The organism is Clostridium sp. YIM B02500 (assembly GCF_022324665.1).
GTDB classification, from domain to species: domain Bacteria; phylum Bacillota; class Clostridia; order Clostridiales; family Clostridiaceae; genus Clostridium; species Clostridium beijerinckii.
This window is the reverse complement of sequence record NZ_JAKGTE010000006.1, coordinates 212888-235179: the sequence shown is the minus strand read 5'-3', so window position 1 is coordinate 235179 and position 22292 is coordinate 212888. Positions and strand designations below refer to the sequence as shown.

The following is a 22292-nucleotide window of genomic DNA, read 5'->3' as shown; positions in this document are numbered from 1 at the left end:
TATTCTACCTCCAACCTTATAAAATAAACATATTACTTTTTGAAGTTTACACGAAAGTCTTGACAGACTCAAAAAAATATTTCGAGTAATTTACACGTTAACATATCTTACAATTATAATCCTACACTTAATACGACTTGGATTGTTTGAATCAATCTCAAATATTCAAAATATAGATGTCATATACAATATAGTAATGTTTCTCATCATCACTTTATTAGGTGCTCTATCTCTTTGGTGGAAAAAAATATTAAAATTTATTTTAAAACCAATTAATAAGTAATTTATTTAAGCTAAATTTATGCTTAGTTAAATAATCAAATTGGCTTTTACTATAAATGGCACTTTTATAATGCCTAACAATGTCAGGCATTAATTTCATCCATATACTCATCTACCAATTACTTTATCCTATAAGCAACCCATCTGGAAAGCCTTCCTATAACTTCAAAGGAAACAATATTACATACCAACTCAGTTAGCTTTCCAAACTTCCTATAAAGTAAATTAAAAGCTAAAAATGGAATCCATTGTTTTTTAGATTTAGGAAGTCTCTTTATTATATTCTTAAACGTATATACTTCTTTATATATCCATAGATAGCCATTATATAATTCTTCTGCTGTCATATTCTTTGGTTTGTATACAACATGCGAAGTATTATAATTAGATAAATTATAATCTACTATTCTATTTTTCTTTAATAATGATGAGTATAACTTTGTGCCAGGATAAGGAGTCATTATATGAGAAGTTACTGTTTCTATTTTATTTTTAACTATCCACTCTAATGTGCTCTTAAATATTGATGCATCATCTTCATCTAATCCAAAAACAAAGCTTGCATTTATCATTATTCCTCTTTTATGAATCTCATCTATAAGCTTCTCATATCTGCTTACACTATTTTGAACCTTATGTACGCTTTCTATTGACTTACTATTTATACTTTCAAACCCTATAAAAAGGCTTTGGCACCCTGATTCTTTCATCTCATCTAATAGATCACGCATATCCACTATATTAGATGTAACTGCTGCATTCCATTTCAACTTTAGAGGTTTTATTTCTTTTAATAATTCCTTAGTCCATTTAGGATTTCCAATAAAATTATCATCAATAAACATAATATGTTTTGTTTTTAGTACTTTAATGTCTTTAATTACATCTTCTATGGGCCTATTAATATAAGTTTTAATGGAATTAGTGCAGCTATTATAGCAAAAATCACATTTAAAAGGACATCCCCTGCTTGTACTAATTATATTAGTATATAAATATTTCTTATTATCTATCATACTATAATCAGGAGATACTATTTCGTTTCCATTAATATTTTCCATATCATAATATATTTTTTTTATTGAATTATTTTCTGTATCCTTAAGAACTTTCTCCCAAACCCTCTCAGCCATTCCTATAATGATTGCATCAAAGCTATTTACAGCTCCTTCTGGATCTGCTGTTATATGTATACCTCCTGCAATTACTTTTACCCCACGCTTTTGGAATTCCTTTGATATTTCTACTGCCCTATTCATAACATCTACAGTAACAGTTATAGCAACTAAATCAACATTTTCATCAAAATCTATCGTATCAACATTTTCATTTTCAATAATAATCTCATGTTCTTTAGGTGTAAGATTTGCTATTGTGAGTAGAGCTAATGAAGGAGACATTCTGGTCTTTAATTTTGTATCCATGGGCCTTGGTAGCATTGCAGGTTGAATTAATTTAATCTTCATATATTGCCTCCTTAACTAAAATTCACTTAACATTTAACTGATTCTATTGCTATGACATCTTTTTTCAAAAATATTAGCAAAGACTGCACTCATACTAGTGGAAAAAATGACTAATAATGCAAATAGTATTATTCCTAGGGCATCGTCTCCATCTGCCATGAGAAATAAGAGTGGCATGGATATCACATATAAAACACTGATTGTAATTCCACAGTATCTTATATTCTTTAAAGCCTTTATAGATAATTCTGATAAGACTTCGTTTCATAAAAAAAACTCCTGTATTCCTTATCTTTTGTATAAAAATCATTACTATTTGTATCTCACTTTTAATCTTTATATATCATTTCTAAATTCTAAAATATCACCTGGCTGACAATCTAAGGCTTTGCATATTGCCTCTAAAGTTGAAAATCTAATAGCTTTTGCCTTGCCATTTTTGAGTATAGAAAGATTTGCCATTGTTATTCCAACTTTCTCAGTAAGCTCGGTCACACTCATTTTCCTTTTAGCTAGCATAACATCAATATTAATTATAATCGCCATATTATTTTCCTCCTGTATTCTTCATTCTGTACATTAAGATTATTAATCTTTACGCCTTACACTGTTAAATCATTTTCTGATTTTATGTCTATGGCTTCTTTTAAGAGCCTTTGAAGAACAGCAGAGAAAACTGCGATTACCAATGAAGCAAAGATAGGTATCATTCCAATTATTATTAAACCTGGAGCATCGTCTTTCTCTGCTAACAAGTAAACAAATGGAATTACCACCACATATAATGCAGATATTATAACTGCACAGTATTTTATATTCTTTAAAGCCTTTACAGATAACTCAGAAAACGCTATGTTTTTATCAATATACCCTAAAAGCTTTAAAGTCTGATACAATGCAGCAAAGAACGGCACAACTGATACAAGCATACCTGCTAAAATTGGATATATCATATTTGCATAGTCTGGATTTATTGGATTATTAGTCAATCGAATTGCCCCAAATATACATAAAGCAAGAACTGGAACTCCGATAAGAATAACATTTATCTTTAAAAAAATCGTTGAATATCGTTTCATAAAAAGCACCTCACTTTTAAATTATATATATAAGATATCACACCATTTATCGTTTTTCAATAAATTTTTATTAATTTTCATTATTTATTTGTTTTTAAGCAAAAAAAGACCGGATCATCAACTCAATTGTAAAACGAAATGCTATTTTGTAAATCTAAATGCAATGTTTGTAATTGACAACTGAATATTTGTAAATGAAATGCAGTTTTTGTATGCGAAAAGCAAGTTTTGAATGTTAATTCAAAAACGAGATTAAAAAGCCTAATGGCCATATCTGAGCACAAAAAAGAACTACATCATTCGTGAATGCTTTGCCTTCATGGGTAGTTCCTAAACAAAAAAAGTGCTATATCTCATGATATTTAGCACTTTTTCTTAACATCTTCTTATTTATATATAAATTATTTCTACTCCTGAAAAACTAACATCTCCAACTAACGTTAATGTATTTGTCGATCTCTCATTGTTTCTATTTTTTTCATCAACAGAACCTAAAAATACATTAGTCTTATTATCAACCTTCCAAGTTCTTGGTATATATAACTCTACTCCTGAAAAAGAAGCATTAACTCTTACTATAGCATTTTCGCTGCTCATAACTGCATTATCAAAATACACCTTCATAGCTCCAAATGAGCAGTTAAGATCAGCTTGTTCAAATTCATTTGTATTTATATATTTAATACAAGCTCCAAATGAATTTCTAAATATAATATTACCTTCATCTTCTATGTCAATTTTTTCGAATTTATAATCCTCATGAACATGATTATGATGAATCCAGTTAACATGTTTATGAAAAATCATTGAAAGGCCGATGCTACCAAATAGTGCTGCCATAAGCACAGTCCAAGGAGTAATAGCTGTAATTCCTAATTGTTTAGCATAGATTATACAAATAAATGCAATTGGAAATAGAATACCTGAAAAGTTAAGATGAGGTATACTTTTTGCAATGACCACTACTAGAAAAACTGTTAATATCAAACTAAATGCATTTATATCTGGAAAGTATCCAAGTTTACTTATAACCATAAAGATACCTGCTAGTATAAATAAAATTCCCCAGAAGACTCTTTCTTTTTTCATCATTATTTCCTCTTTTCTAATAATTTAATTTTTAATGGCTTGTAATAATATCTTGAAACATACACCTGCTTGTGAGTATTTTGAAATTCAACTCTGCTTGATGATGATATACTTTTTGTTATGGAGTAAATATGATTTGTATTTAGTATTGTTGATTTTGAAACTCTCATAAAATATCCTGGCAATAATTCCTCGAGTTCATATAGCTTATACTTTACGTTATATATATTATTAATGGTATGTGCACAAATACCACTTTCTTCAGTTTCAAAAAACAAAATTTCTTCTAGTGAAAGATAATACTCTGTTTCTCCTTTGTAAAAGGTTATATGCTTTTTTTGTGACAGCAGCTCACCAAGCACAATTTGGATATTTCTAACCTCTTCATTTAATTCATTACATTTAATAATAACTTCATTTTCTTTAATTTCATTATCAAGTTCAACCCGTATTTTCATATTTTCACTCCCCACATCTTTATTATATTGGCTGGCTTTTACGTTGTAAACACGATAGCAGTAAGTGGTTAGTTATCACTTATAAGTGGTATATTTTTATATGCTTTGTGCATGGTCTTTGATTTTTCTAAAGCTTCACCTATTATTTATCTAGAATAATCTTTAGAAAAAATAGCTCTTTTATACCTTTACTTCTTAATTTTCATAAAAACTATTGTTTAGGGAATTCTATATTAAGAGAATTTAAAGAGAAAGGAAGATTATAATGACTCCAATTACAATAGGTGCAGATGCACCAGATTTTAAAGCGAAAGATAATAAAAAACAAGATATAAAGTTATCTGATTTTAAAGGAAAAAAAGTACTTCTTTCCTGGCATCCTCTAGCTTGGACACCAGTATGTACAGATCAAATTCGAGCATTAGAAACTAATTTCGAGAAATTTCAAAATCTCAACACTGTTCCACTTGGATTCAGTGTAGATTCTCAGCCTTGCAAAGAAGCATGGGCAACCGTTCTCCAAATTAAGAATGTTAGTCTTCTATCAGATTTTTGGCCTTATGGTAAAATAGCATGTGACTATGGAATATTTGATAAAACTAAGGGAATATCAGCACGTGCCAACATAATCATAAATGAAGATGGTAAAGTTCAATGGATAAAAGTTTATCCATCAGAACAACTTCCAGATATAAATGAAGTTTTACAGGTTTTATCTAATAACCAATAACATATTAATGGAATTATTAAATGATTTGTCTATGATTTAGTAATGTTGTAATTGCATTTATGTATTATTCTTTAAGCATGAATTATAAAATTGTACATACTTAAAAATCCAAGGCTCATAAACCTTGGATTTTTATTATATAAATATACATAAAGTTTTTAATGAAAAAATCGACTTTATTTAAAATTATTTATCTTTGTCTAAATTACGCCAGTTACCATCATATCCATAGCTATCAAGCCACTTATAAGTTTTTACTATTTCATTATTCTTTATTTGATATATTGAAAGTCCTCCTTGATGTGGCACGCAATATACATTTTTACTTGTCTTACCAACCATGTATCCACAGTATTCATCATTATAAGATCCTGTAAGGCTAAACACATATACATCCTCTACTGGTAGATTCCATTTATCATTGGTTATGAACTTATTAATATTCCCTTCAAAATATCTTTTTGTCAGCTTAGCGCCATAAGCAGCATTCATTTTTGAAATGTAACTGCTGTCTTCTTTTAATATTAAATTTCTTGCTTCTTCAGCTTCCTTGGATGGTTTAATCCAAGTTCCATCTTCATCTAGTTCATATCCATCAATTACAGTACCATGTGCCATAGCTCCATCTTGATAAAAATAATGCCAAGTCTCATAATAATTATCTTGCACCCATCCAGTTTTCATATATCCATTTGAATCAAAATAATACGTCTTTCCATTAATGTCTCTCCATCCCTTAGCATATGAATTTCCTTCTGAGTACCACCAGCCATTATTATCTTGTCTCCATTCAGCACTAGCTTCAGTTGGACTTAAAACTAATACTGAAATTACCACTAAAGCACCAGATATTAACTTTCTCATTTTATTTCCCCCATATTTATTCATAACATGATTTTATGTTATTTATTATATTTATAAAATATTACTAATCATATCTTATGAATATTGAATGAAATTTATGAGCTTAAGCTGGTTATTAAATAATTATCATCACCTTGCTTTAATTTCACATACCTTTCTCTAAGATTGGCATTATTCCAGCATATTCTTAAGAATATATATGGTTTAGAATATATATTCTAGTATTCTTCAGAATATCTATTCTAATATTCTGAAGAATATTTATTTTTTGAAACACATTATAAAAATTTTTATCAGGAAACTTTCTTAATTTTAAACATTAACTGGCTCATCTATTTGAATTGAGTTTAGAATTTTCATAAATTCATCACCCATTATGGTTTCTTTGAAAATAAGATGCGATGATATTTTGCCCAAAGCTTCCATATTCGCCTTTAGAAGATTTTTTGCCTTTTCGTATGATTCATTGATTATATTCATGACCTCACGATCAACTTCAGCAGATATTTCATCTGAACAATTTCTTACTGGTCTGCCGTCAAGATATCTGTTTTGAATTGATTCAAGTCCTATCATACCAAATTTTTCTGACATTCCATACATTGTTACCATTTGTCTTGCAATACTAGTAGCTCTTTCAATATCATTTGAAGCACCTGTAGTTATTTCATTAAACACAAGATCTTCAGCTGCTCTTCCTGCAAGCAGAACAACTATCTGTTCTAGCAATTCATCTTTAGACATAAGGTACTTTTCTTCTTCTGGCATCTGCATAGTATATCCAAGTGCTCCCATTGTTCTTGGAACAATTGTAATCTTATGAACTGGCTGAGTCTTTTTCTGAAGCGCTGAAGCTAATGCATGTCCAACTTCGTGAAATGCAACAAGACTTTTCTCATTCTCAGTCATTACTCTATCCTTTTTCTCTTTACCTGCAATTACAGTTTCGACTGCCTCAAATAAGTCATCCTGCCTAACCGTATCTCTCCCCATTCTTACAGCTCTTAAAGCAGCTTCATTAACCATATTTGCAAGATCAGCTCCAACAGCGCCCGCAGTAGCAAGTGCTATCTCTTTTAAATTAACACTTTCATCCATTATTATATTCTTGGAGTGAACCTTTAATATATTTTCTCTTCCCTTAAGGTCTGGTTTATCTACTATAACTCTACGATCAAAACGTCCAGGTCTTAATAGCGCTTTATCAAGTACTTCTGGTCTATTTGTTGCTGCAAGAATAACAACTCCCTTTGAAGAATCGAAGCCATCCATTTCGGCAAGTAATTGATTTAATGTCTGTTCTCTTTCATCATTTCCACTTATATTACCTTCTCTACTCTTACCTATTGCATCAATTTCATCAATAAAAATAATACATGGTGCTTGCTTTTCAGCTTGAGCAAATAAATCCCTGACTCTTGAAGCTCCAACACCTACAAACATCTCTACAAAACCTGACCCAGAAAGTGAGAAAAATGGTACCTTTGCTTCTCCTGCTACAGCTTTTGCAAGCAATGTCTTTCCTGTACCTGGAGGTCCTACTAAAAGTGCTCCCTTAGGCAGCTTAGCTCCTATCTTCGTATATCTTTCAGGTTTGTGAAGGAAATCAACTATCTCCTTAAGAGATTCTTTAGCTTCTTCCTGACCTGCTACATCTTTAAAAGATACTCCTGTAGCTTTTTCAACATATACCTTAGCATTGCTTTTTCCGACGGACATAAATCCTCCTCCGCCTCCTCCAATTTTATTACTTAAAGACTTCATGAACCAATTACCTAACATATAGAATATAGCAAAAGGTATAATCCACGAAAGTATAAAACCGATAATTGGAGACTGAGTATTTTTTACGGGTGTAGTAAACTTTACATCTGCATTATATAGTTTATCTACAAGTTGGGGATAATCTAAGTTGCCAGTATAATATAATTTTTTATTTATAGCTGAAGCATCCTCATCACTTTTTGGTGTTATAACAAGCTTGTCACTATAAATCTCAACTGATTCCACTTGTTTATTATTTACCATTGTAAGAAATTCACTATAATCAATTTGTTTATGATTTGACTGAGAAATCAAACTTATAACTATATTTATTACTAATGTAATTATGAGCGCTGCTATAATGTATTTCGGTAACTCCTTTTTATCAGGCAATCCTTTTTTATTAGGCGACCCTTTTCTATTTTGAAACATAAAATTTCCTCCTTTAATATTAGCAAATTACAACCTTAACCAAATAACCTGTATTGTATGGACTTTAACACGCTCCATGCATGATAATTTATTATTCTCTATCACTACTTCCCATGAATAAAAATATAAGGTGAAGCAAACTTGCAACAGCAGTTATTGCAGAAGCAACATAAGTCATAGCTGCTGCATTTAGCACTTTTTTTGCAGGAGCCATTTCATTAAAACTAAGTATTCCTTGGGATTCTAACTCTGATATTGCTCTTTTACTTGCATTAAATTCTACTGGTAAAGTTACAAAATAAAATGCTACCGCACCAGTAAAAAACACTATGCCTAGTTGTGCAAGCAAAGGAATTTGAAATATTAATCCAAAAATCGCCATATATGGGCCTGCCATAGAACCTATATTTGCAATTGGTACAAGCCCACTTCTTATAGAAAGTGGTGCATATTGTACTTTATGTTGTATTGCATGTCCAGTTTCATGAGCCGCAACACCTATGGCTGCAACAGAATTGCTGTAATATACTGATTCAGATAATCTCACTACCTTTTTTCCAGGATCATAGTGATCTGTTAAACTACCTGCTATCGGAACTACATCTACATCATAAAGTCCATTTCTATCAAGAATTCTCCTTGCAACATCTGCACCAGTAAATCCTCTAGCATTGCCATAATTGCTATACTTGTCAAAGGTTCCTTTTACTTTAAATTGACAATAAAGCGAAAAAGCCAATGCCGGTAAAACTAAAATAATATAATAAATGTCCATGTTTATCCCTCCACTACCTTGATTTTATAGTTTTAATTTAACAAAAAAGACCTTTGATCTGATTCAGTAACAACTAAATCGTATCAAAGGTCTTGCTTTCCATTTGGAGTATAGAACCAGGCAGTTTTAATTGCCGGTTGTTGGCTCTATAGCTTATAAGCTACTCCCCTAAGTTATATGAAGTATATCATACCTTATTATATGGTGTCAATACATATCAATTCACAAATTTCTATTTTGTTTTAATTTTCACTACATTCCGACATTTTATAAATGTAACTACTTATTTAGGAGCTAGAGAAAGTGTTCAATCATCAATAAATAGGCACATAGTTTTATTACACTACTTAATCACAATATATACTATTGAATTATTTTATTGATGCCTCATAGATTTCCTTAATTGATTTTGATATTGTTGCATTAAATTCTTCTTCAGTTTGCTGAGCAGTGAGCCCTTGAGATAAAGCTCTTGAAAAACTGGCAATTAATCCATTATTGCGTCCGAGTCTTTCGTTTGCTTCTGCTTGACTATAACCACCTGACAGAGCTACTACTCTGACAACATGTGGCTCATCTATTAAATCAATGTAGAAATTATCTTGAGTTGGTATTGAAAGTTTAAGCATCACTTTTGTTTCTTTATCAAGTTTTGATAATTGCTCTAAAATTTCAAGTTTTAAAAGTTTTTCAGATTCTTCCTTATCGGTGCTATGGATGTCAACTTCTGGCTCAATAATAGGAACAAGACCTGCTTCTACAATCTGTTTACCAATTTCAAATTGCTGATTAACTAACATTTTAATTCCTTTAGCATTTGCTTCCTTAATAACTGAGCGCATTTTTGTTCCAAAAATATTTTTTTCTACTGCATGCTTTAAAAGGTCATCTAAATTACTTATTGGTTTCATAAGCTGTACACCATTTTCAATTTCAGTTAAGCCTTTATCAACCTTTAAGAAAGGGACAATATTTTTTTCCTTCCAAAGATAATCATGTGTATATTGATTGTCAATAGTGCGATACATTGTATCTTCAAATAATATAGCACCCAAAATATATTCTAACGTAAATGCCGGACTCTTTATTATGCGTTTTCTCATTTCATGTACTAATCCAAGCATTTCATCCTCATTAGAATAACTGTTTTCTTTAATCCCATACTCAAGTAACGCTTTTGGAGTACTGCCACCACTTTGATCTAAAGCTGCAATAAACCCTTTACCTGTATGTATTCGTTTCATTTGATTTTCATTCATCTAATTCTCCTCCTTCTCTTTATCTTAGATTAGAATCATGTCTTACTTTTTATTATAGTGTCTTTCTCTATTAATTATGCGTTTGCTAATATCATAAATTTAAGTACATCTCTAATAATTATCATTTTTAGCTATAGCTCTTATCTCTTACTTACTTCGACACACTCGAAAACCTTGATCTGGAGCCTTGCCACTTGCATCATACTTTCCTCTAAACGCTGCCTCTCCACAAGTAACATCGCCAATCCAGCCTCCGCCTTTAGTTACTTTCACAGATACGCTGCTAATATCCAAACCTTTATACCAGTCCCAACACCATTCTCTTACATTGCCAGACATATCATATAGTCCTAATTCGTTCGGTTTCTTCATACCTATAGATTTTGTTTTGTTATTATTATTTTGTATTTCAGGCCAATTCCAATTCCCTGTTAAATACTTATCTCCAGCATTTCTACAATACCAAGCTACTTCATCTGCATTGTTGCTTCCACTGTATATATAATTCTTACTCATCTGACCTCCACTTGCAGCATATTCCCATTCTTCCTCTGTTGGCAAGCGATAACCATTAGCTCCTTCATTAATCATTATTATCCATTTTATATCATCATTATTATTTTTATTATCAGGATCCTTTTTATCTTTGTCTATATTATAATACGGCTTCAGCCCCTCTTTTAGACTCCTTTTATTACAGTATTCAATAGAATCATACCAGCTCACCATTTCTACAGGTAAGTTATTACCTTTAAATTGTGATGGATTACTTCCCATGATTTCACTCCACTCCTTTTGAGTAACTTCATACTTACCTATATAAAAATCCGATAACTTTATGTTTTTTCCATAATAGTTTGACTTTGTATTTACAAAATCTCCACCTTTGACCAATACAAGATTATCACTTATTTCTTTAGAACAAGCACTGACAAAAACCATTATTATCATTAAAAGAAATATTAATAATTTTCTCATTAATATACCTCCTTCAAATTCATATAAAATTTATGTGAAATAATATCTCAAAGTTAATTTTACTAACTGAATGTTTAAGGCCGTTCATCTTTCGAGAAACGACCCCTGAAATATTAAGACTTATTAATCAAGCCTTAAAGGTAATATTTAAGCAATATACAGGTAAGTATTTTCAATCTATAAATCTGCTAACTATAATTCTAATCAGCCTTAAAAATGAGTAAAAATTTTTTAATAATTTCAAATCACTTAAGTATAAATCATCTTCATATTTCTAGACAATCTATTCCCATACTGTTACATTAGCACTTCCACTACTTTGATATCCTTCTGTTGCTATCATCTGATAAGCCCAACTAGAACCTAAAGCCATTCCTTTACTTCCCCATGCATCAGCGTGATTTTTCATAGTAATGGTATTATTAGTACCAATTGATCTCTTAGATTGTCTAACACTCCAGAACTGTTGGAAAGTTGTAACTCCATCGATAGAAGGTGCATTAGTTCTAGTAGCAGTATATATATCGTATGTGCCTCCATCACTAGTTACAGTACCCTTGTAATTTCCAGTCGGTCTATAAGTTCCCCAGTCATCAACAACGTAATATTCTATAAGTGAGTTCCTTGTCCATCCATATAATGATAAATAACCATTACCTGAAGGTGCAAATTGACCAGCATTATAGTTTATTACTCTAGTGTATGATCCAGCATTCCAGCCTTTACCAACAACAAAGTTGCCGCAGTTACTCCAATTAACGCTATAATTACCGCCAGATCCATTAACTGCGTTTACTGTTCCACCACCGTCTGTCCAATTTTGCCAATAGTCTGTTGCTGCTGCATATGCGTTTACGTTTACAACAGAAAGTGCAAGAGTGCAACACATTAATGACGCTAAAAATAATTTTAATCCTCTTTTTTTCATTTTCATTTCCCCCTTTTGATTATAACCTTTAAGTTACATTACACCATAAAATAGTTTTATTTCTTCTACTTTCCTGTATACTACTTGAATATTACCGTTTCTTTTAATCACTCACTTTCACTTTTTTATAATGTGCTGACATTTTCAGTGTTTACCCCAATGATATTCTGTTAATAAGTTACTTAAGATTTAATAATAATAAAATTAATTTTCTGAAAAGAACTTAGAGTTATTAGAATAATTTTAAAATTAGTTTAAATCGGTTACATACTTATTTTATCCATTTTACATTTAATAGGAAATATAATAAATTATGTATTTTATATAAATTTATATACACATTTCTGTTTATGGCTTACATAAATCAGCACAATATAAGAAAAGTTCATTAAAATCTAATAATTTATTGCAGAAATATTCATATCTAAATCGAAATAGCCTAATAAAATCTAAAAAGACTAAAAATTCAACATAATCTGCAATCACTATAAATAAAGCTCAAAGAAATGATATAAGTCCTTTGAGCTTTATTATTATTTATAAATTCACATATAGGTGATTAATTATTATCCAAACTAATGAGTAATTGAATACTTTTTTATGAATTACGCATAACTAATGTTGGAATATATTAAAATGATTAATTCTATTAAGTAAATTACTTAATTCAGATCCTTCAAAGGAACTTATTTCACTAGTAAATTTTGCTTTAAATGTACTATGGAAGGGGAAATATCTTATGAAAAAATCTACTATAGTGTTTTTTATATTTTTATTATTGTCATTTACTAATTTAGCTCAAAATACCAGTGCTGCTCCCATAAGTTTAAGTCAAGGTATTTATAATGTACGAGATATTAATCTACCAATAGGTTCTCCTGTGACGGCTAGAATTAATGACCCTAATGGCAGAGTTATTATTTTCGTCATTGATAATAATCAATACATGAGAGAACTTACAAGGCTAGATTCTCAATCAAACGAACAAACTCTCAAACCTTTTAACTATGGCTATTCAGTTATAATTTTTGGGAATACTCCTGTTACTTTCTCCTAAAAACTTTCCCAATTCATATACTTTAAATTTTTTACACAATAGCAGCAATATAATTTCAAAACCAAAAGCAGCAGTTAAACTTTTTGATCTACTGCTTTTAAATGTATTTACTCAAAAAAGAACATTTTATGCAGGCGAATATGATTTATTTTTTTATTCTTTTATAGTATTAACCATAGTAAAATATACTACTATAAAGTTATCCACAAATTTAATTGCATTATAATTTCCTAAAGAATAAAAAAATGCAGTCAAGTTAATGACTGCACTTAATGGGATCTAAAGTAAAAATTGAAGATAATTCAACTTTCACAACTACATTTTATCACATTTATTTATAAATTTTAAGAAATAAATAAAGCAGTAGAAAAATTTCTTCTAACTACTGCTTTTTCTTTTACTCTATTGGGCAATTGCCTTCATTAATGTTACAACATCATCTTCACCCGGTAACCAAGCACCGCCTTTTTTAGTTAATGTTATTGTTACTGTCTGTGGTTCTTCTTTTAATATTCCAGAAGCCATACTGCCCCCTATAAGCTTAAAAGCTTCTGTATATATTTGTTGTTTAGTCATTGAAGGGTTTTCAGTAACTTTTTTCATTATTTCACTTTGGCCATTTTCAGTGATTTTCTTCATATCAAACCCTTTTATTTTAACTTGAACTTTTGATGTGTCCTTATCTGTTGACGCAGAAACCACTTCATATTCCACTTTAGTTAATCCTGTAATAATATCTTTCTTAAAAGAATTTTTTATATCATCTGTTAGAATGCTTTCATCTAAACCTGAGTTTCCAAGGGCCATCATCATTCCATCATCAAAGCTACTTCTAAATTCAGTATAATCTTCTTCCTTCATCCCTATCTTGTCCATATTAGTTTTATCATCTTTTAAAAGTAGATCTAAAAATATTTTAGCACTTTCTTCTGGAGTTGCTTTTGTTCCGCAACCTACTAGCATTATTGTTACCATCATAACAGCTAACAATATGGTAGAAATTCTTTTGATTTTTTTCATTATTATTCCCCCTAAAATATAGTATTTAATTTCATATAGCAATACATTAATTACCACATGGTTAATATTTTATTATACTTTCCAATTAATTTCAACATTTATTTCATATTAATTCAATACTTGGGGATATATGTAATCGGTTAAGTTAAATAATAAAGAGGCAAACTAGAAATTTTTAACTAGAGCGCCTCAATTGCTTTATTCACATTTCGCTATAAGCATATATTACAAACTATAATATAAGTTGTTGGAAAATACAGGACTCGAACCTGTGGAGCTTTTACGCTCACTAGCTTAGTAAGCCAGCCCATTAAACCACTCTGACAATTTTCCATATAAGAGTATATTATTTAATTGTTCTCCTTAGTAATTCATTGTACTCATTCAGTGCAAAATTTAATCTTCTACAAGCACTAATCACCTCCCAATCTAATAAATTTTCTTCATCGCCCATAATTTTGCATAAGGCTTGCCTCATTCTACTAATCATCATCTCTTTTTCTTTTAAATATTCCAAATATTTACCTCCTTTACTTTTTTATTAGTATAACCCTTAAATAGTAAAATTCATGTATCACTTGTTACATAAATATGTTTTAGCTAAAATATTCATATTATTTACATATATTCTATGTATAACCTCAGAACTTCAAATGTAATTACTTAATATTATGAACGCATGAAAGTTATATATTTCTGGATTAATAACTCCACATCTGTTTTATAACCTAATTTTCTATTGTTCTCTGTATATATTGTTTAACATTTCTTAAGTGTATCTAATATATTAAAAGTAAATGAGGTGTTTATGATGCCAAATAATGAAAATGAAATATTTTATATAGTTGGCGCCATACTTACTATATTAGTAAACGTGCCAGAGATTATAAGACAAATAAATATTAATTTAAAGTTCAATGAATCTATAAAGCACCATAAAATACTATGATTAGGATGCCAAAAAAAGCGCTTAGAATAATTCTAAACGCTTTTTCCTTCCAAAATAAATCCCTCTATAATTTAGAATTTTGTCTTAGTTAAATACAGAAACATTTATTTTACTAGCTATATTTAATAATAAAAAGCATTACCTCTAATTTAATGTAATACTACAAATGTATATTTTCTTATTTACAATTAATAGATATCCTAGCATCTATCTTTTTCTTGATGATATTGGGTAATTGTAATCTTGGGTAAAATGATATCTGCCTGGATTTTCTGGTTGATTTCCCGAATCTTTTTCTTCTTCAAATTCTGCTGCTATATCTTGTCTTAAATGTTTTTCATAATATACTTTTTCCTTGTCGGTTAAATTCTTCATACTTCTATCACCTCCATTTTTATTGTTTTCTTTTGTATGATTAATATACTCTAGTATAAAAACTGCAATAAAATAGACACTTACAAGTTATACGTAAGTGCCTAGATTATTTAGAATTAGCATTTAGAATATTGAATTACTTTAAAAAATAAATTAACTATAATCATTAGATTATTTAAATTTTATATTTAAATTGATTCCTTATCACATTCCTAGTTTATACATCTTCGATATATATCAGCATTATTTCTCTTATAAATAAGTATTTTTTAAATAACTATATTTTAAACTTAGCTATAATCCTTCTTAACTCTTCAGACATTTGAGATAGAAGTTTACTAGATGAAGCTATCTCCTCAACAGATGCTAATTGTTCCTCAGCAGCTGCCGATATTGTTTGAGTCTCATCAGCTATATTACTACTTATGTTTTTAATATTATTTACTGAATCAACAGATTCTTTAGTTCCAACAGTTACTTCAGTGATAGAATCTGATATTTCATGAATCTGACTAGATATTTCTATTATCATTTGAAGGATTTCCTTAAAACTTATTCCTGCAACATCAACAACATCTGCTCCTGTTTTAACTTCCTTTGAGTTTTCATTCATAACAGCAACTGCACTATTGGTTTTATTTTGCACATCATTAATAATTCCAGCTATTTCTTTAGTTGCCTCTTGTGATTGTTCTGCTAACTTTCTAATTTCTTCCGCTACTACACTAAAACCTTTCCCGGCTTCCCCAGCCCTTGCAGATTCTATTGCCGCATTTAATGCTAGAAGATTTGTTTGCTCTGATATACCTTGGATTGTATCAAGTATTTGTCCAATTTTCACTGATTTCTCTTCAAGCTCGCTTATAATAAGCGATGTTTCACTAGTCTTTTTCTCTATTATTTCCATTTGATTCATTGCCTTCTCTACAGCATCTTCACCAGCATTTGCTGATATTTTTGCCTTATCTGTTAAAGATGAAACAGATTTTGTATTTTCAGATACTACATTTATCTTATTAGATATGTTTTCAACCACTTTGTTTGTACTATTAGCAAAAGAAAATTGCTCATCTGCTCCATGTGCCATTGTTGTTACTGCGGATGCAACTAGATTTGATGCATCTGCTGATTGCTCAGCACTTGCTGTAAGCTCTTCAGATGATAATACTAACTGCTCAGATGTATTTCCTAATTGTTTTATTAGTTCAATAATGTTTTTGGTCATCTTATCTAAAGCATTAGTTACAACACCAAATTCACTCTTATCCTTAAGATTATCTTCTTTTATCTCTATAGAAAAATCACCTTGGGATAAAGCACCTATAAATACTACAAAATCATTTAATCTCTTTGTGATACGTTTTGTTATTAATATTCCTAATAAAATTATTAGAATTGAAGCTATAATTACAATGCTTAAAAATGTTACTGTTGCAATTTTTAAATTTGTTTTATCCTGAGAGTTTATTTTTTCAGCAATTTGTCTATTATGTTCTCCAAGTTCAACTAAATCAGCTAAGAAAGTATCAGCATATGATTCAACGTTCTTCTCATAGTATTCGTAGGCTTCTTGATTTTTGTTTTCACCAGCTAAATCTAGTGCTACTTTTCTCCCCTCCCTATATTTAGCTAAATTACTATCAATCTTACTGATCTTATCAGCCTCAAAATCATCTAATTTTAATTTTTTATAAAGAGCCATATAATTGTTAAATTCTTCGGCACGAGCATTTATATCTTTTGTTAAATTACTATTTTCATTTTTATCAGTAGTTACCATAATTCTAAAAATGTCAGCTGAAATAGCCCTTGCATGTACTCTAGACTCACTAAGCCATTCACTTGATAGCAGTCTTTCACTATACATGACCTCCATACTTTTACTAGACGTTTGTAAAAAATAGTAGCCGGTTATTCCCACTGCAAATAATCCTACTAAAGAGCAAATTATAAGTAAAGTTAATTTTTTACCTACCTTTAAATTATTAAGCCACGTCATTTTATTGTCCCCCTTATCTTAATACTAGAATCTTAAATATAATTTCATTATTACAATATATTTATTAAAATGATTAATTAAAAATAAAAAACCAACAAAAACTTAATATATTTATGTATTACTAAGTTTTAATTGGTCGGTTGCACAACTAGCTCCAAATTCTCAAAGTGCCCAGATATAGAGAATTTTTCATCGCTTCCAATTGTTCTATTTTTTATAAATACACTTACCTAATATATAGAAATATTATCATATTCATGTAAGAAAATCAATGATTCTTAATATAAATTGTCGAATTTCATTCCAATAATATCCTAAGTTGCCATTTAAACATACTCGTTTTAGATGTCCTTAATTAAACCTCTCTTATCATTATAACAATAAAACTTTACTCTGTTCTAGCACTTAATAAATTCATTAAGCCAAAATAACCACCTAAATTCTGGGGCTTTAATTAATATGAATATTTCGTTATTATTGAAAGTTCAAAATAGATTATATATAAATATTTAAAAGGCTAATGCTATTTTAATTTAACAGCACTAACCTCTAATTTTTCCATGATAATAAAAATCTTTTTAGTCGTGGACAGAATATTAATTCGAATAAAATGATATTTTTATTCTAAAGCTACTCATTTCGCTCCTATTTTATAAAATAATATTCCACCTATTTTTCTGGCTTAATTGATGTAATAAAATTTTTATAATTTTCTAAACGCTTCTTATACTCTTCTGATTTCCTTAAATTCATAGTTGTTTCAACTGTCTTTTTAATATCATCAGCATGAATAAACTTTCCTGACAATGTATCATGAGCGTGGCTTAATTGTTCTTCTGGAAATTCAAATCTTACTCTACCTTCAACTATCTTAACTTCACCTTCAATACCACATAGGCAGCAGACAGCATGTGTAGATTCTCTATCTAAGAAGAAATTTCTACTATGGCAATGTGGACATACGCCTTCTTCACCCTTATAAGAAGCATTTTCAATGTCTTTTGCAGCTTCTGCAAGATTCTTTCCTATTTCATGGACTTTTGAAACTTTCTCATCATCTACGATTATTGCAGTTGACCATGGAAAAACTTCATTATTTATAACTTTCCACATAGGAGTCAATGCTTGGATTCCTGAATCACATTGGAATGCTGTAACCCAATCTGAACCTCCAATTCCTATATAAGAAACCACCTTATCTTTTAGAATTCTTGGATCTGGAGCTTTACCGCCTGTTTCCTCTGCAATCTTAGTAGCTACAACATTATTCCCTCTATCCATTCTTGGCCCAAAACGATCCCTAATTGTTAAAAATGCACTTGGAGCACCTTTACAAAAAATAGGGTTTGCAAAAATTATTCCATCTGCATCTAACATCTTATCTAATAACCAATCAAAGTCATCTTTTAAGGCACACATATTTCCCTTTCCTGTCATAAGTGAGTTAACACAAGCTGTACAGCCTGTACAAGGTTTTATATCTAAATCCAATAAACGAACAAATTCGATTTCTGCCCCCATTTCCTTCGCTGCTATTAAAGCTTCTTTACACATAGCATCATTATTACTATCTTTTCTTCCACCTGAAATACCTAAAATTTTCATGTTTTATACCTCCAATTATTGCGTTAATGTAAAATCTATACACAACGTATCATTCGTTACTATTTTAGCATTCAACAATTATATAAAAAATTAGGTATTATATTTTATTAACTGTAAATTTCTATTTATTTTTTAATAAAGATTATAACTTCGCAAGCATTCATTAAATTTTAACAGTAAAAATATTAAAATTTTACATAATCATTTTCATCTTGCTTTATTATATGTTATAATCCTTTCTTGATAATGCTATAAATTTATCACATCATATATTAGATGAGTTAAAATTTATATATTATCTCTTATGGAGGTATTTTATGAATATAAATCAGGAACTTATAACTTTTAAAACCTCGTCTCCCATGGAATTTTCCGTTCTAGCAATTGAAAACCTAGAACGCTATTGGCATAAAAGCATAGAGCTAATATATATATTAGCTGGCAGCGTTCGAGTTCAGTGTCGTAATATGCAATATACTTTACATGAAGACGATCTTATTCTTATAAATATGTTCGATGTACATTCCTTATATGGGAAAAAATGTGAAGTATTATCACTAAAAATTGATATTTCTGCATTGGACCCTGAAATTTCTCGCTTTGCCCAAAATAGGTTTGATTGCAATTCATCTATAGAAGCAGATAAAAAGAAATTTATACGATTAAAGCGCCTTCTTGCCTTAATTGTAAAATCTAATGTTAACCCAGACGAGAATGTTGAACTTTTAAATAAATCATATATCTATGAATTGTTATATATATTAACTAGCACTTTTAAAGTGGAAGATTCTGCAAATTCTACCGATATAAATAAAAATTCAGAGAGAATAAAAAACATATTACATTATATAAGCGAAAATTATAGAAATAAAATTTCTCTGAATTCTTTATCAGATGAGTTTTATCTATCTACGCCATATATTTCAAAAATATTTAAAGATTTTATAGGCATTAGTTTTAGTGATTACCTAATAGAAATAAGACTTTCTCATGCAATGAAAGATTTAACTGATCCTAACTTAACAATTGAATATATTGCAGAAAAAAATGGTTTTTCTAATACACGTTCCTTTGTTTCTTCATTTAAAAGCAAATATTCCTGCCTTCCAAGTTCATATCGAAAAAATATGGATGCATATGATCTTGGCACAAAAAAGAAAATTACGGAAAGTGTAAATTATTTTGCTTTACGCCATAATACTTCATTTAATCGTTTAGTAGATTATTTAAGACATGACGTTATTATTCCAGAAGAGACTAAACAACATACTACAATATGTGAAGTAAATCCAATTGATATTTCAATAAAGGGAGTTCAGTTAAAGCATACATTTAAAACTCTTATCTGTATTGGAAAGGCAAAGCATATCTTAATTTCTGAAAATCAAGATATGCTCCGTGAAATGCAAAAAGATATTGGATTTAGATATATCCGTTTTCATGGATTATTCGATGATGAGATGATGTTTTATTCTGAAAATGAAGATGGTGAATCTGAACTATGCTTTACTTATATTGATTTAGTAGTAGATTTTCTTCTTTCAATTAAACTAAAACCTTTTATGGAACTTTCATTTATGCCAAAACAACTTGCACTGGATCCTTCTCGTACAATGTTTTTTATTAACTCGATTATTAGCCTTCCTAAAAGCATAGAAAAGTGGACTTATATTATCGAAGAACTTATCAAACATTTAATTTCCCGCTATGGCAAAAAAGAAGTTGAATCTTGGCCGTTTTTCTTATGGAATGAGCCTGATTTAATAGAAATGTTTGGCTTTGAAAATAGCAATGATTTTTTTATTCTTTTTAAAGAGACATTTACCTCATTAAAGAATATTGATCCTTGCATTAATTTTGGAAGTTCACCTGTTTTCTCTAACACATTGGCAGGTTCAAATGACTGGATGGACACTTTTATGAATTTCTGCAAATCAAATAACTGCATACCAGATTTTTTAACTATGCATTTTTATCCTATGAGTTTTCCAGATGGTGATTCTACTACTCTTTCGAAAAAACTTCATTTAGAAATGCAAAAATATCTTGTATATGTAGAATCTGAAAATTCTTTAAAAGAAAATATTCAATGTATTAGAAAAAGAATCAAAGAAAAAGATTGGAAAACTGAAAAACTATACTTAATAGGGTGGAATTCTTCGATTTCTAATAATGAGCTGATAAATGATACCACCTATAAATCAGCTTATATTGCAAAAAATATATTAGAAAATTATGATAATCTTGAAAGTTTCGGTTATTGGCAATTATCTGATTTTACAGAGGAAGTAAAAATGAAAAACGAATTGTACCATGGTGGACAAGGTGTTTTCACCTATAACGGAATAAAAAAATCTCATTATTATGTTTTTAAAATGCTTAATAATCTTGGTGATATATTGCTTCAAAAAGGTGATGGTTTCTTTATAACTACAAATGGATCTTCGATTAAAATTATCTTATATAATTACCAGCACTATTCAAAACTATATGCAGCAGGTGAAGTGTTTGATATGACTTTTACTAATCGATATACACCATTTCCAAAAACAAATATATTAAAAGTAATTCTTCCATTTATAAATCTTTCTGAAATCTGTTATGAGCTAACTGAGACTATCGTTAATAAGAATTATGGAAGCTCTTTTGATAAATGGCTTGAATTAGGTGGATTGCCATTACAAAATAAGACTGATATTGATTATCTAAAATCTGTATCACTACCAAGAATTCAAAAGAAAATCATCAATACTGAACATAATTCACTAACAATAACTGCCGAACTAGAACCACATGAAGTACGATTAATAGAATTAAAGCCCATTTATAGAAATATTAATTAATCATTTTTCCTTTAATTGACGCCCATCTCTTAAAAAGTAGTTTTATAAACCTAATGACCAAAAAATCCTAAGTAGAATTAAAAATCTAATTCTACTTAGGATTAATTTATGATTTTGTTCCTTTATCTCTTATAATATTCTAATCTAGAACAATTACCTATTCAGTAATTACTTTTCTATATTCTAGTCTTAATTAAGTACTTACTGGTCAAAGTTTTAAATTTTTGATTCCCAAATAGATTCGTCATTTGAGCCATAGCTAAGAAATTCACAAGAACCAGCAATATAATTCTTTGAATAACCAAACATGGAAATTGAACTTTCCAAATACTCATATACT

20 protein-coding genes, 1 tRNA gene, 1 pseudogene and 1 riboswitch are annotated in these 22292 nt (G+C 29.6%); of the genes and pseudogenes, 4 read left to right on the top strand and 18 right to left on the bottom strand.

Features of this window, described 5'->3' with window-relative positions; all coding sequences use genetic code 11:
- Positions 1 to 401: 401 nt before the first annotated feature.
- The 6 genes and pseudogenes from L1S46_RS07425 to L1S46_RS07400 form a co-directional block, all read right to left on the bottom strand.
- On the bottom strand, positions 402 to 1748 hold the full coding sequence (locus tag L1S46_RS07425) for a radical SAM protein (RefSeq protein ID WP_077830262.1): 1347 nt from the start codon (positions 1746 to 1748) through the stop codon (positions 402 to 404).
- A gap of 33 nt (positions 1749 to 1781) precedes the next feature.
- Positions 1782 to 2000, bottom strand: a pseudogene (locus L1S46_RS07420) (DUF2975 domain-containing protein); the annotation flags it as partial.
- Between the two features lie 84 nt (positions 2001 to 2084).
- A complete protein-coding gene (locus tag L1S46_RS07415; RefSeq protein ID WP_017209228.1) occupies positions 2085 to 2294 on the bottom strand; it encodes a helix-turn-helix transcriptional regulator in 210 nt (69 codons plus the stop codon).
- A 56-nt stretch (positions 2295 to 2350) separates the two neighbouring features.
- A complete protein-coding gene (locus L1S46_RS07410; RefSeq protein ID WP_236897517.1) occupies positions 2351 to 2827 on the bottom strand; it encodes a DUF2975 domain-containing protein in 477 nt (158 codons plus the stop codon).
- A gap of 390 nt (positions 2828 to 3217) precedes the next feature.
- A complete protein-coding gene (locus tag L1S46_RS07405; RefSeq protein WP_077830264.1) occupies positions 3218 to 3916 on the bottom strand; it encodes a LiaF domain-containing protein in 699 nt (232 codons plus the stop codon).
- Positions 3917 to 3918: 2 nt separating this feature from the next.
- Positions 3919 to 4374 (bottom strand): LytTR family DNA-binding domain-containing protein, encoded by a 456-nt coding sequence (locus tag L1S46_RS07400; protein WP_017209231.1) that lies wholly within the window; start codon positions 4372 to 4374, stop codon positions 3919 to 3921.
- 265 nt (positions 4375 to 4639) lie between these two features.
- On the opposite strand from L1S46_RS07400, the gene L1S46_RS07395 reads away from it, so the two are divergent.
- Positions 4640 to 5104: a redoxin domain-containing protein gene (locus tag L1S46_RS07395; RefSeq protein WP_236897515.1), complete on the top strand. Its 465-nt coding sequence runs from the start codon at positions 4640 to 4642 to the stop codon at positions 5102 to 5104.
- A 186-nt stretch (positions 5105 to 5290) separates the two neighbouring features.
- Here the strand turns inward: L1S46_RS07395 and L1S46_RS07390 are convergent, their stop codons facing one another.
- The 6 genes from L1S46_RS07390 to L1S46_RS07365 form a co-directional block, all read right to left on the bottom strand.
- On the bottom strand, positions 5291 to 5968 hold the full coding sequence (locus L1S46_RS07390) for a cell wall-binding protein (protein ID WP_077830266.1): 678 nt from the start codon (positions 5966 to 5968) through the stop codon (positions 5291 to 5293).
- A 312-nt stretch (positions 5969 to 6280) separates the two neighbouring features.
- On the bottom strand, positions 6281 to 8164 hold the full coding sequence (gene ftsH, locus L1S46_RS07385; RefSeq protein WP_077830267.1) for an ATP-dependent zinc metalloprotease FtsH: 1884 nt from the start codon (positions 8162 to 8164) through the stop codon (positions 6281 to 6283).
- Between the two features lie 91 nt (positions 8165 to 8255).
- Positions 8256 to 8939: a zinc metallopeptidase gene (locus tag L1S46_RS07380; protein WP_077830268.1), complete on the bottom strand. Its 684-nt coding sequence runs from the start codon at positions 8937 to 8939 to the stop codon at positions 8256 to 8258.
- A 371-nt stretch (positions 8940 to 9310) separates the two neighbouring features.
- Positions 9311 to 10198: a fructose bisphosphate aldolase gene (locus tag L1S46_RS07375; protein WP_238899670.1), complete on the bottom strand. Its 888-nt coding sequence runs from the start codon at positions 10196 to 10198 to the stop codon at positions 9311 to 9313.
- Positions 10199 to 10345: 147 nt separating this feature from the next.
- Positions 10346 to 11176 carry an SUMF1/EgtB/PvdO family nonheme iron enzyme gene (locus tag L1S46_RS07370; protein WP_077830270.1) on the bottom strand — a complete coding sequence of 277 codons (831 nt, stop codon included), beginning with the start codon at positions 11174 to 11176 and terminating at the stop codon, positions 10346 to 10348.
- Positions 11177 to 11459: 283 nt separating this feature from the next.
- Positions 11460 to 12104 (bottom strand): glycoside hydrolase family 11 protein, encoded by a 645-nt coding sequence (locus L1S46_RS07365; protein WP_012059233.1) that lies wholly within the window; start codon positions 12102 to 12104, stop codon positions 11460 to 11462.
- A gap of 739 nt (positions 12105 to 12843) precedes the next feature.
- On the opposite strand from L1S46_RS07365, the gene L1S46_RS07360 reads away from it, so the two are divergent.
- Positions 12844 to 13161 (top strand): hypothetical protein, encoded by a 318-nt coding sequence (locus tag L1S46_RS07360; protein WP_017209239.1) that lies wholly within the window; start codon positions 12844 to 12846, stop codon positions 13159 to 13161.
- 402 nt (positions 13162 to 13563) lie between these two features.
- Here L1S46_RS07360 and L1S46_RS07355 read toward each other — a convergent pair whose 3' ends face one another.
- The 3 genes from L1S46_RS07355 to L1S46_RS07345 form a co-directional block, all read right to left on the bottom strand.
- On the bottom strand, positions 13564 to 14181 hold the full coding sequence (locus tag L1S46_RS07355) for a DUF5105 domain-containing protein (RefSeq protein WP_012059235.1): 618 nt from the start codon (positions 14179 to 14181) through the stop codon (positions 13564 to 13566).
- A gap of 248 nt (positions 14182 to 14429) precedes the next feature.
- A tRNA-Ser gene (locus tag L1S46_RS07350) sits at positions 14430 to 14514 on the bottom strand.
- Positions 14515 to 14527: 13 nt separating this feature from the next.
- A complete protein-coding gene (locus L1S46_RS07345; protein ID WP_238899669.1) occupies positions 14528 to 14698 on the bottom strand; it encodes a Spo0E family sporulation regulatory protein-aspartic acid phosphatase in 171 nt (56 codons plus the stop codon).
- A 291-nt stretch (positions 14699 to 14989) separates the two neighbouring features.
- Here L1S46_RS07345 and L1S46_RS07340 point away from each other — a divergent pair, with 291 nt between their 5' ends.
- Positions 14990 to 15130 carry a hypothetical protein gene (locus L1S46_RS07340; protein ID WP_155715502.1) on the top strand — a complete coding sequence of 47 codons (141 nt, stop codon included), beginning with the start codon at positions 14990 to 14992 and terminating at the stop codon, positions 15128 to 15130.
- A 207-nt stretch (positions 15131 to 15337) separates the two neighbouring features.
- On the opposite strand, the gene L1S46_RS07335 is transcribed toward L1S46_RS07340, so the two are convergent.
- The 3 genes from L1S46_RS07335 to L1S46_RS07325 form a co-directional block, all read right to left on the bottom strand.
- The gene (locus tag L1S46_RS07335) at positions 15338 to 15505 is read right to left on the bottom strand and encodes a hypothetical protein (RefSeq protein ID WP_017209243.1); all 168 of its coding nucleotides are present in this window, start codon (positions 15503 to 15505) and stop codon (positions 15338 to 15340) included.
- Between the two features lie 277 nt (positions 15506 to 15782).
- On the bottom strand, positions 15783 to 17504 hold the full coding sequence (locus L1S46_RS07330; RefSeq protein ID WP_238899668.1) for a methyl-accepting chemotaxis protein: 1722 nt from the start codon (positions 17502 to 17504) through the stop codon (positions 15783 to 15785).
- 125 nt (positions 17505 to 17629) lie between these two features.
- A riboswitch (cyclic di-GMP riboswitch) is annotated at positions 17630 to 17713 on the bottom strand.
- Positions 17714 to 18173: 460 nt separating this feature from the next.
- Positions 18174 to 19109, bottom strand: a complete 936-nt coding sequence (locus L1S46_RS07325; RefSeq protein WP_017209245.1) for an NAD(P)H-dependent oxidoreductase — start codon at positions 19107 to 19109, stop codon at positions 18174 to 18176.
- A gap of 317 nt (positions 19110 to 19426) precedes the next feature.
- On the opposite strand from L1S46_RS07325, the gene L1S46_RS07320 reads away from it, so the two are divergent.
- Entirely contained in the window at positions 19427 to 21952 is a 2526-nt protein-coding gene (locus L1S46_RS07320) for a helix-turn-helix domain-containing protein (protein ID WP_238899667.1), read from the top strand.
- Positions 21953 to 22292: the final 340 nt, after the last annotated feature.

Excerpts from the sequence above, each read along its gene's own strand:
- L1S46_RS07425 (WP_077830262.1), bottom strand. The coding sequence starts at position 1,748 with ATGAAGATTAAATTAATTCAACCTGCAATGCTACCAAGGCCCATGGAT.
- L1S46_RS07415 (WP_017209228.1), bottom strand. The coding sequence starts at position 2,294 with ATGGCGATTATAATTAATATTGATGTTATGCTAGCTAAAAGGAAAATG.
- L1S46_RS07410 (WP_236897517.1), bottom strand. The coding sequence starts at position 2,827 with ATGAAACGATATTCAACGATTTTTTTAAAGATAAATGTTATTCTTATC.
- L1S46_RS07405 (WP_077830264.1), bottom strand. The coding sequence starts at position 3,916 with ATGAAAAAAGAAAGAGTCTTCTGGGGAATTTTATTTATACTAGCAGGT.
- L1S46_RS07400 (WP_017209231.1), bottom strand. The coding sequence starts at position 4,374 with ATGAAAATACGGGTTGAACTTGATAATGAAATTAAAGAAAATGAAGTT.
- L1S46_RS07395 (WP_236897515.1), top strand. The coding sequence starts at position 4,640 with ATGACTCCAATTACAATAGGTGCAGATGCACCAGATTTTAAAGCGAAA.
- L1S46_RS07390 (WP_077830266.1), bottom strand. The coding sequence starts at position 5,968 with ATGAGAAAGTTAATATCTGGTGCTTTAGTGGTAATTTCAGTATTAGTT.
- ftsH (WP_077830267.1), bottom strand. The coding sequence starts at position 8,164 with ATGTTTCAAAATAGAAAAGGGTCGCCTAATAAAAAAGGATTGCCTGAT.
- L1S46_RS07380 (WP_077830268.1), bottom strand. The coding sequence starts at position 8,939 with ATGGACATTTATTATATTATTTTAGTTTTACCGGCATTGGCTTTTTCG.
- L1S46_RS07375 (WP_238899670.1), bottom strand. The coding sequence starts at position 10,198 with ATGAATGAAAATCAAATGAAACGAATACATACAGGTAAAGGGTTTATT.
- L1S46_RS07370 (WP_077830270.1), bottom strand. The coding sequence starts at position 11,176 with ATGAGAAAATTATTAATATTTCTTTTAATGATAATAATGGTTTTTGTC.
- L1S46_RS07365 (WP_012059233.1), bottom strand. The coding sequence starts at position 12,104 with ATGAAAAAAAGAGGATTAAAATTATTTTTAGCGTCATTAATGTGTTGC.
- L1S46_RS07360 (WP_017209239.1), top strand. The coding sequence starts at position 12,844 with ATGAAAAAATCTACTATAGTGTTTTTTATATTTTTATTATTGTCATTT.
- L1S46_RS07355 (WP_012059235.1), bottom strand. The coding sequence starts at position 14,181 with ATGAAAAAAATCAAAAGAATTTCTACCATATTGTTAGCTGTTATGATG.
- L1S46_RS07340 (WP_155715502.1), top strand. The coding sequence starts at position 14,990 with ATGATGCCAAATAATGAAAATGAAATATTTTATATAGTTGGCGCCATA.
- L1S46_RS07335 (WP_017209243.1), bottom strand. The coding sequence starts at position 15,505 with ATGAAGAATTTAACCGACAAGGAAAAAGTATATTATGAAAAACATTTA.
- L1S46_RS07330 (WP_238899668.1), bottom strand. The coding sequence starts at position 17,504 with ATGACGTGGCTTAATAATTTAAAGGTAGGTAAAAAATTAACTTTACTT.
- L1S46_RS07325 (WP_017209245.1), bottom strand. The coding sequence starts at position 19,109 with ATGAAAATTTTAGGTATTTCAGGTGGAAGAAAAGATAGTAATAATGAT.
- L1S46_RS07320 (WP_238899667.1), top strand. The coding sequence starts at position 19,427 with ATGAATATAAATCAGGAACTTATAACTTTTAAAACCTCGTCTCCCATG.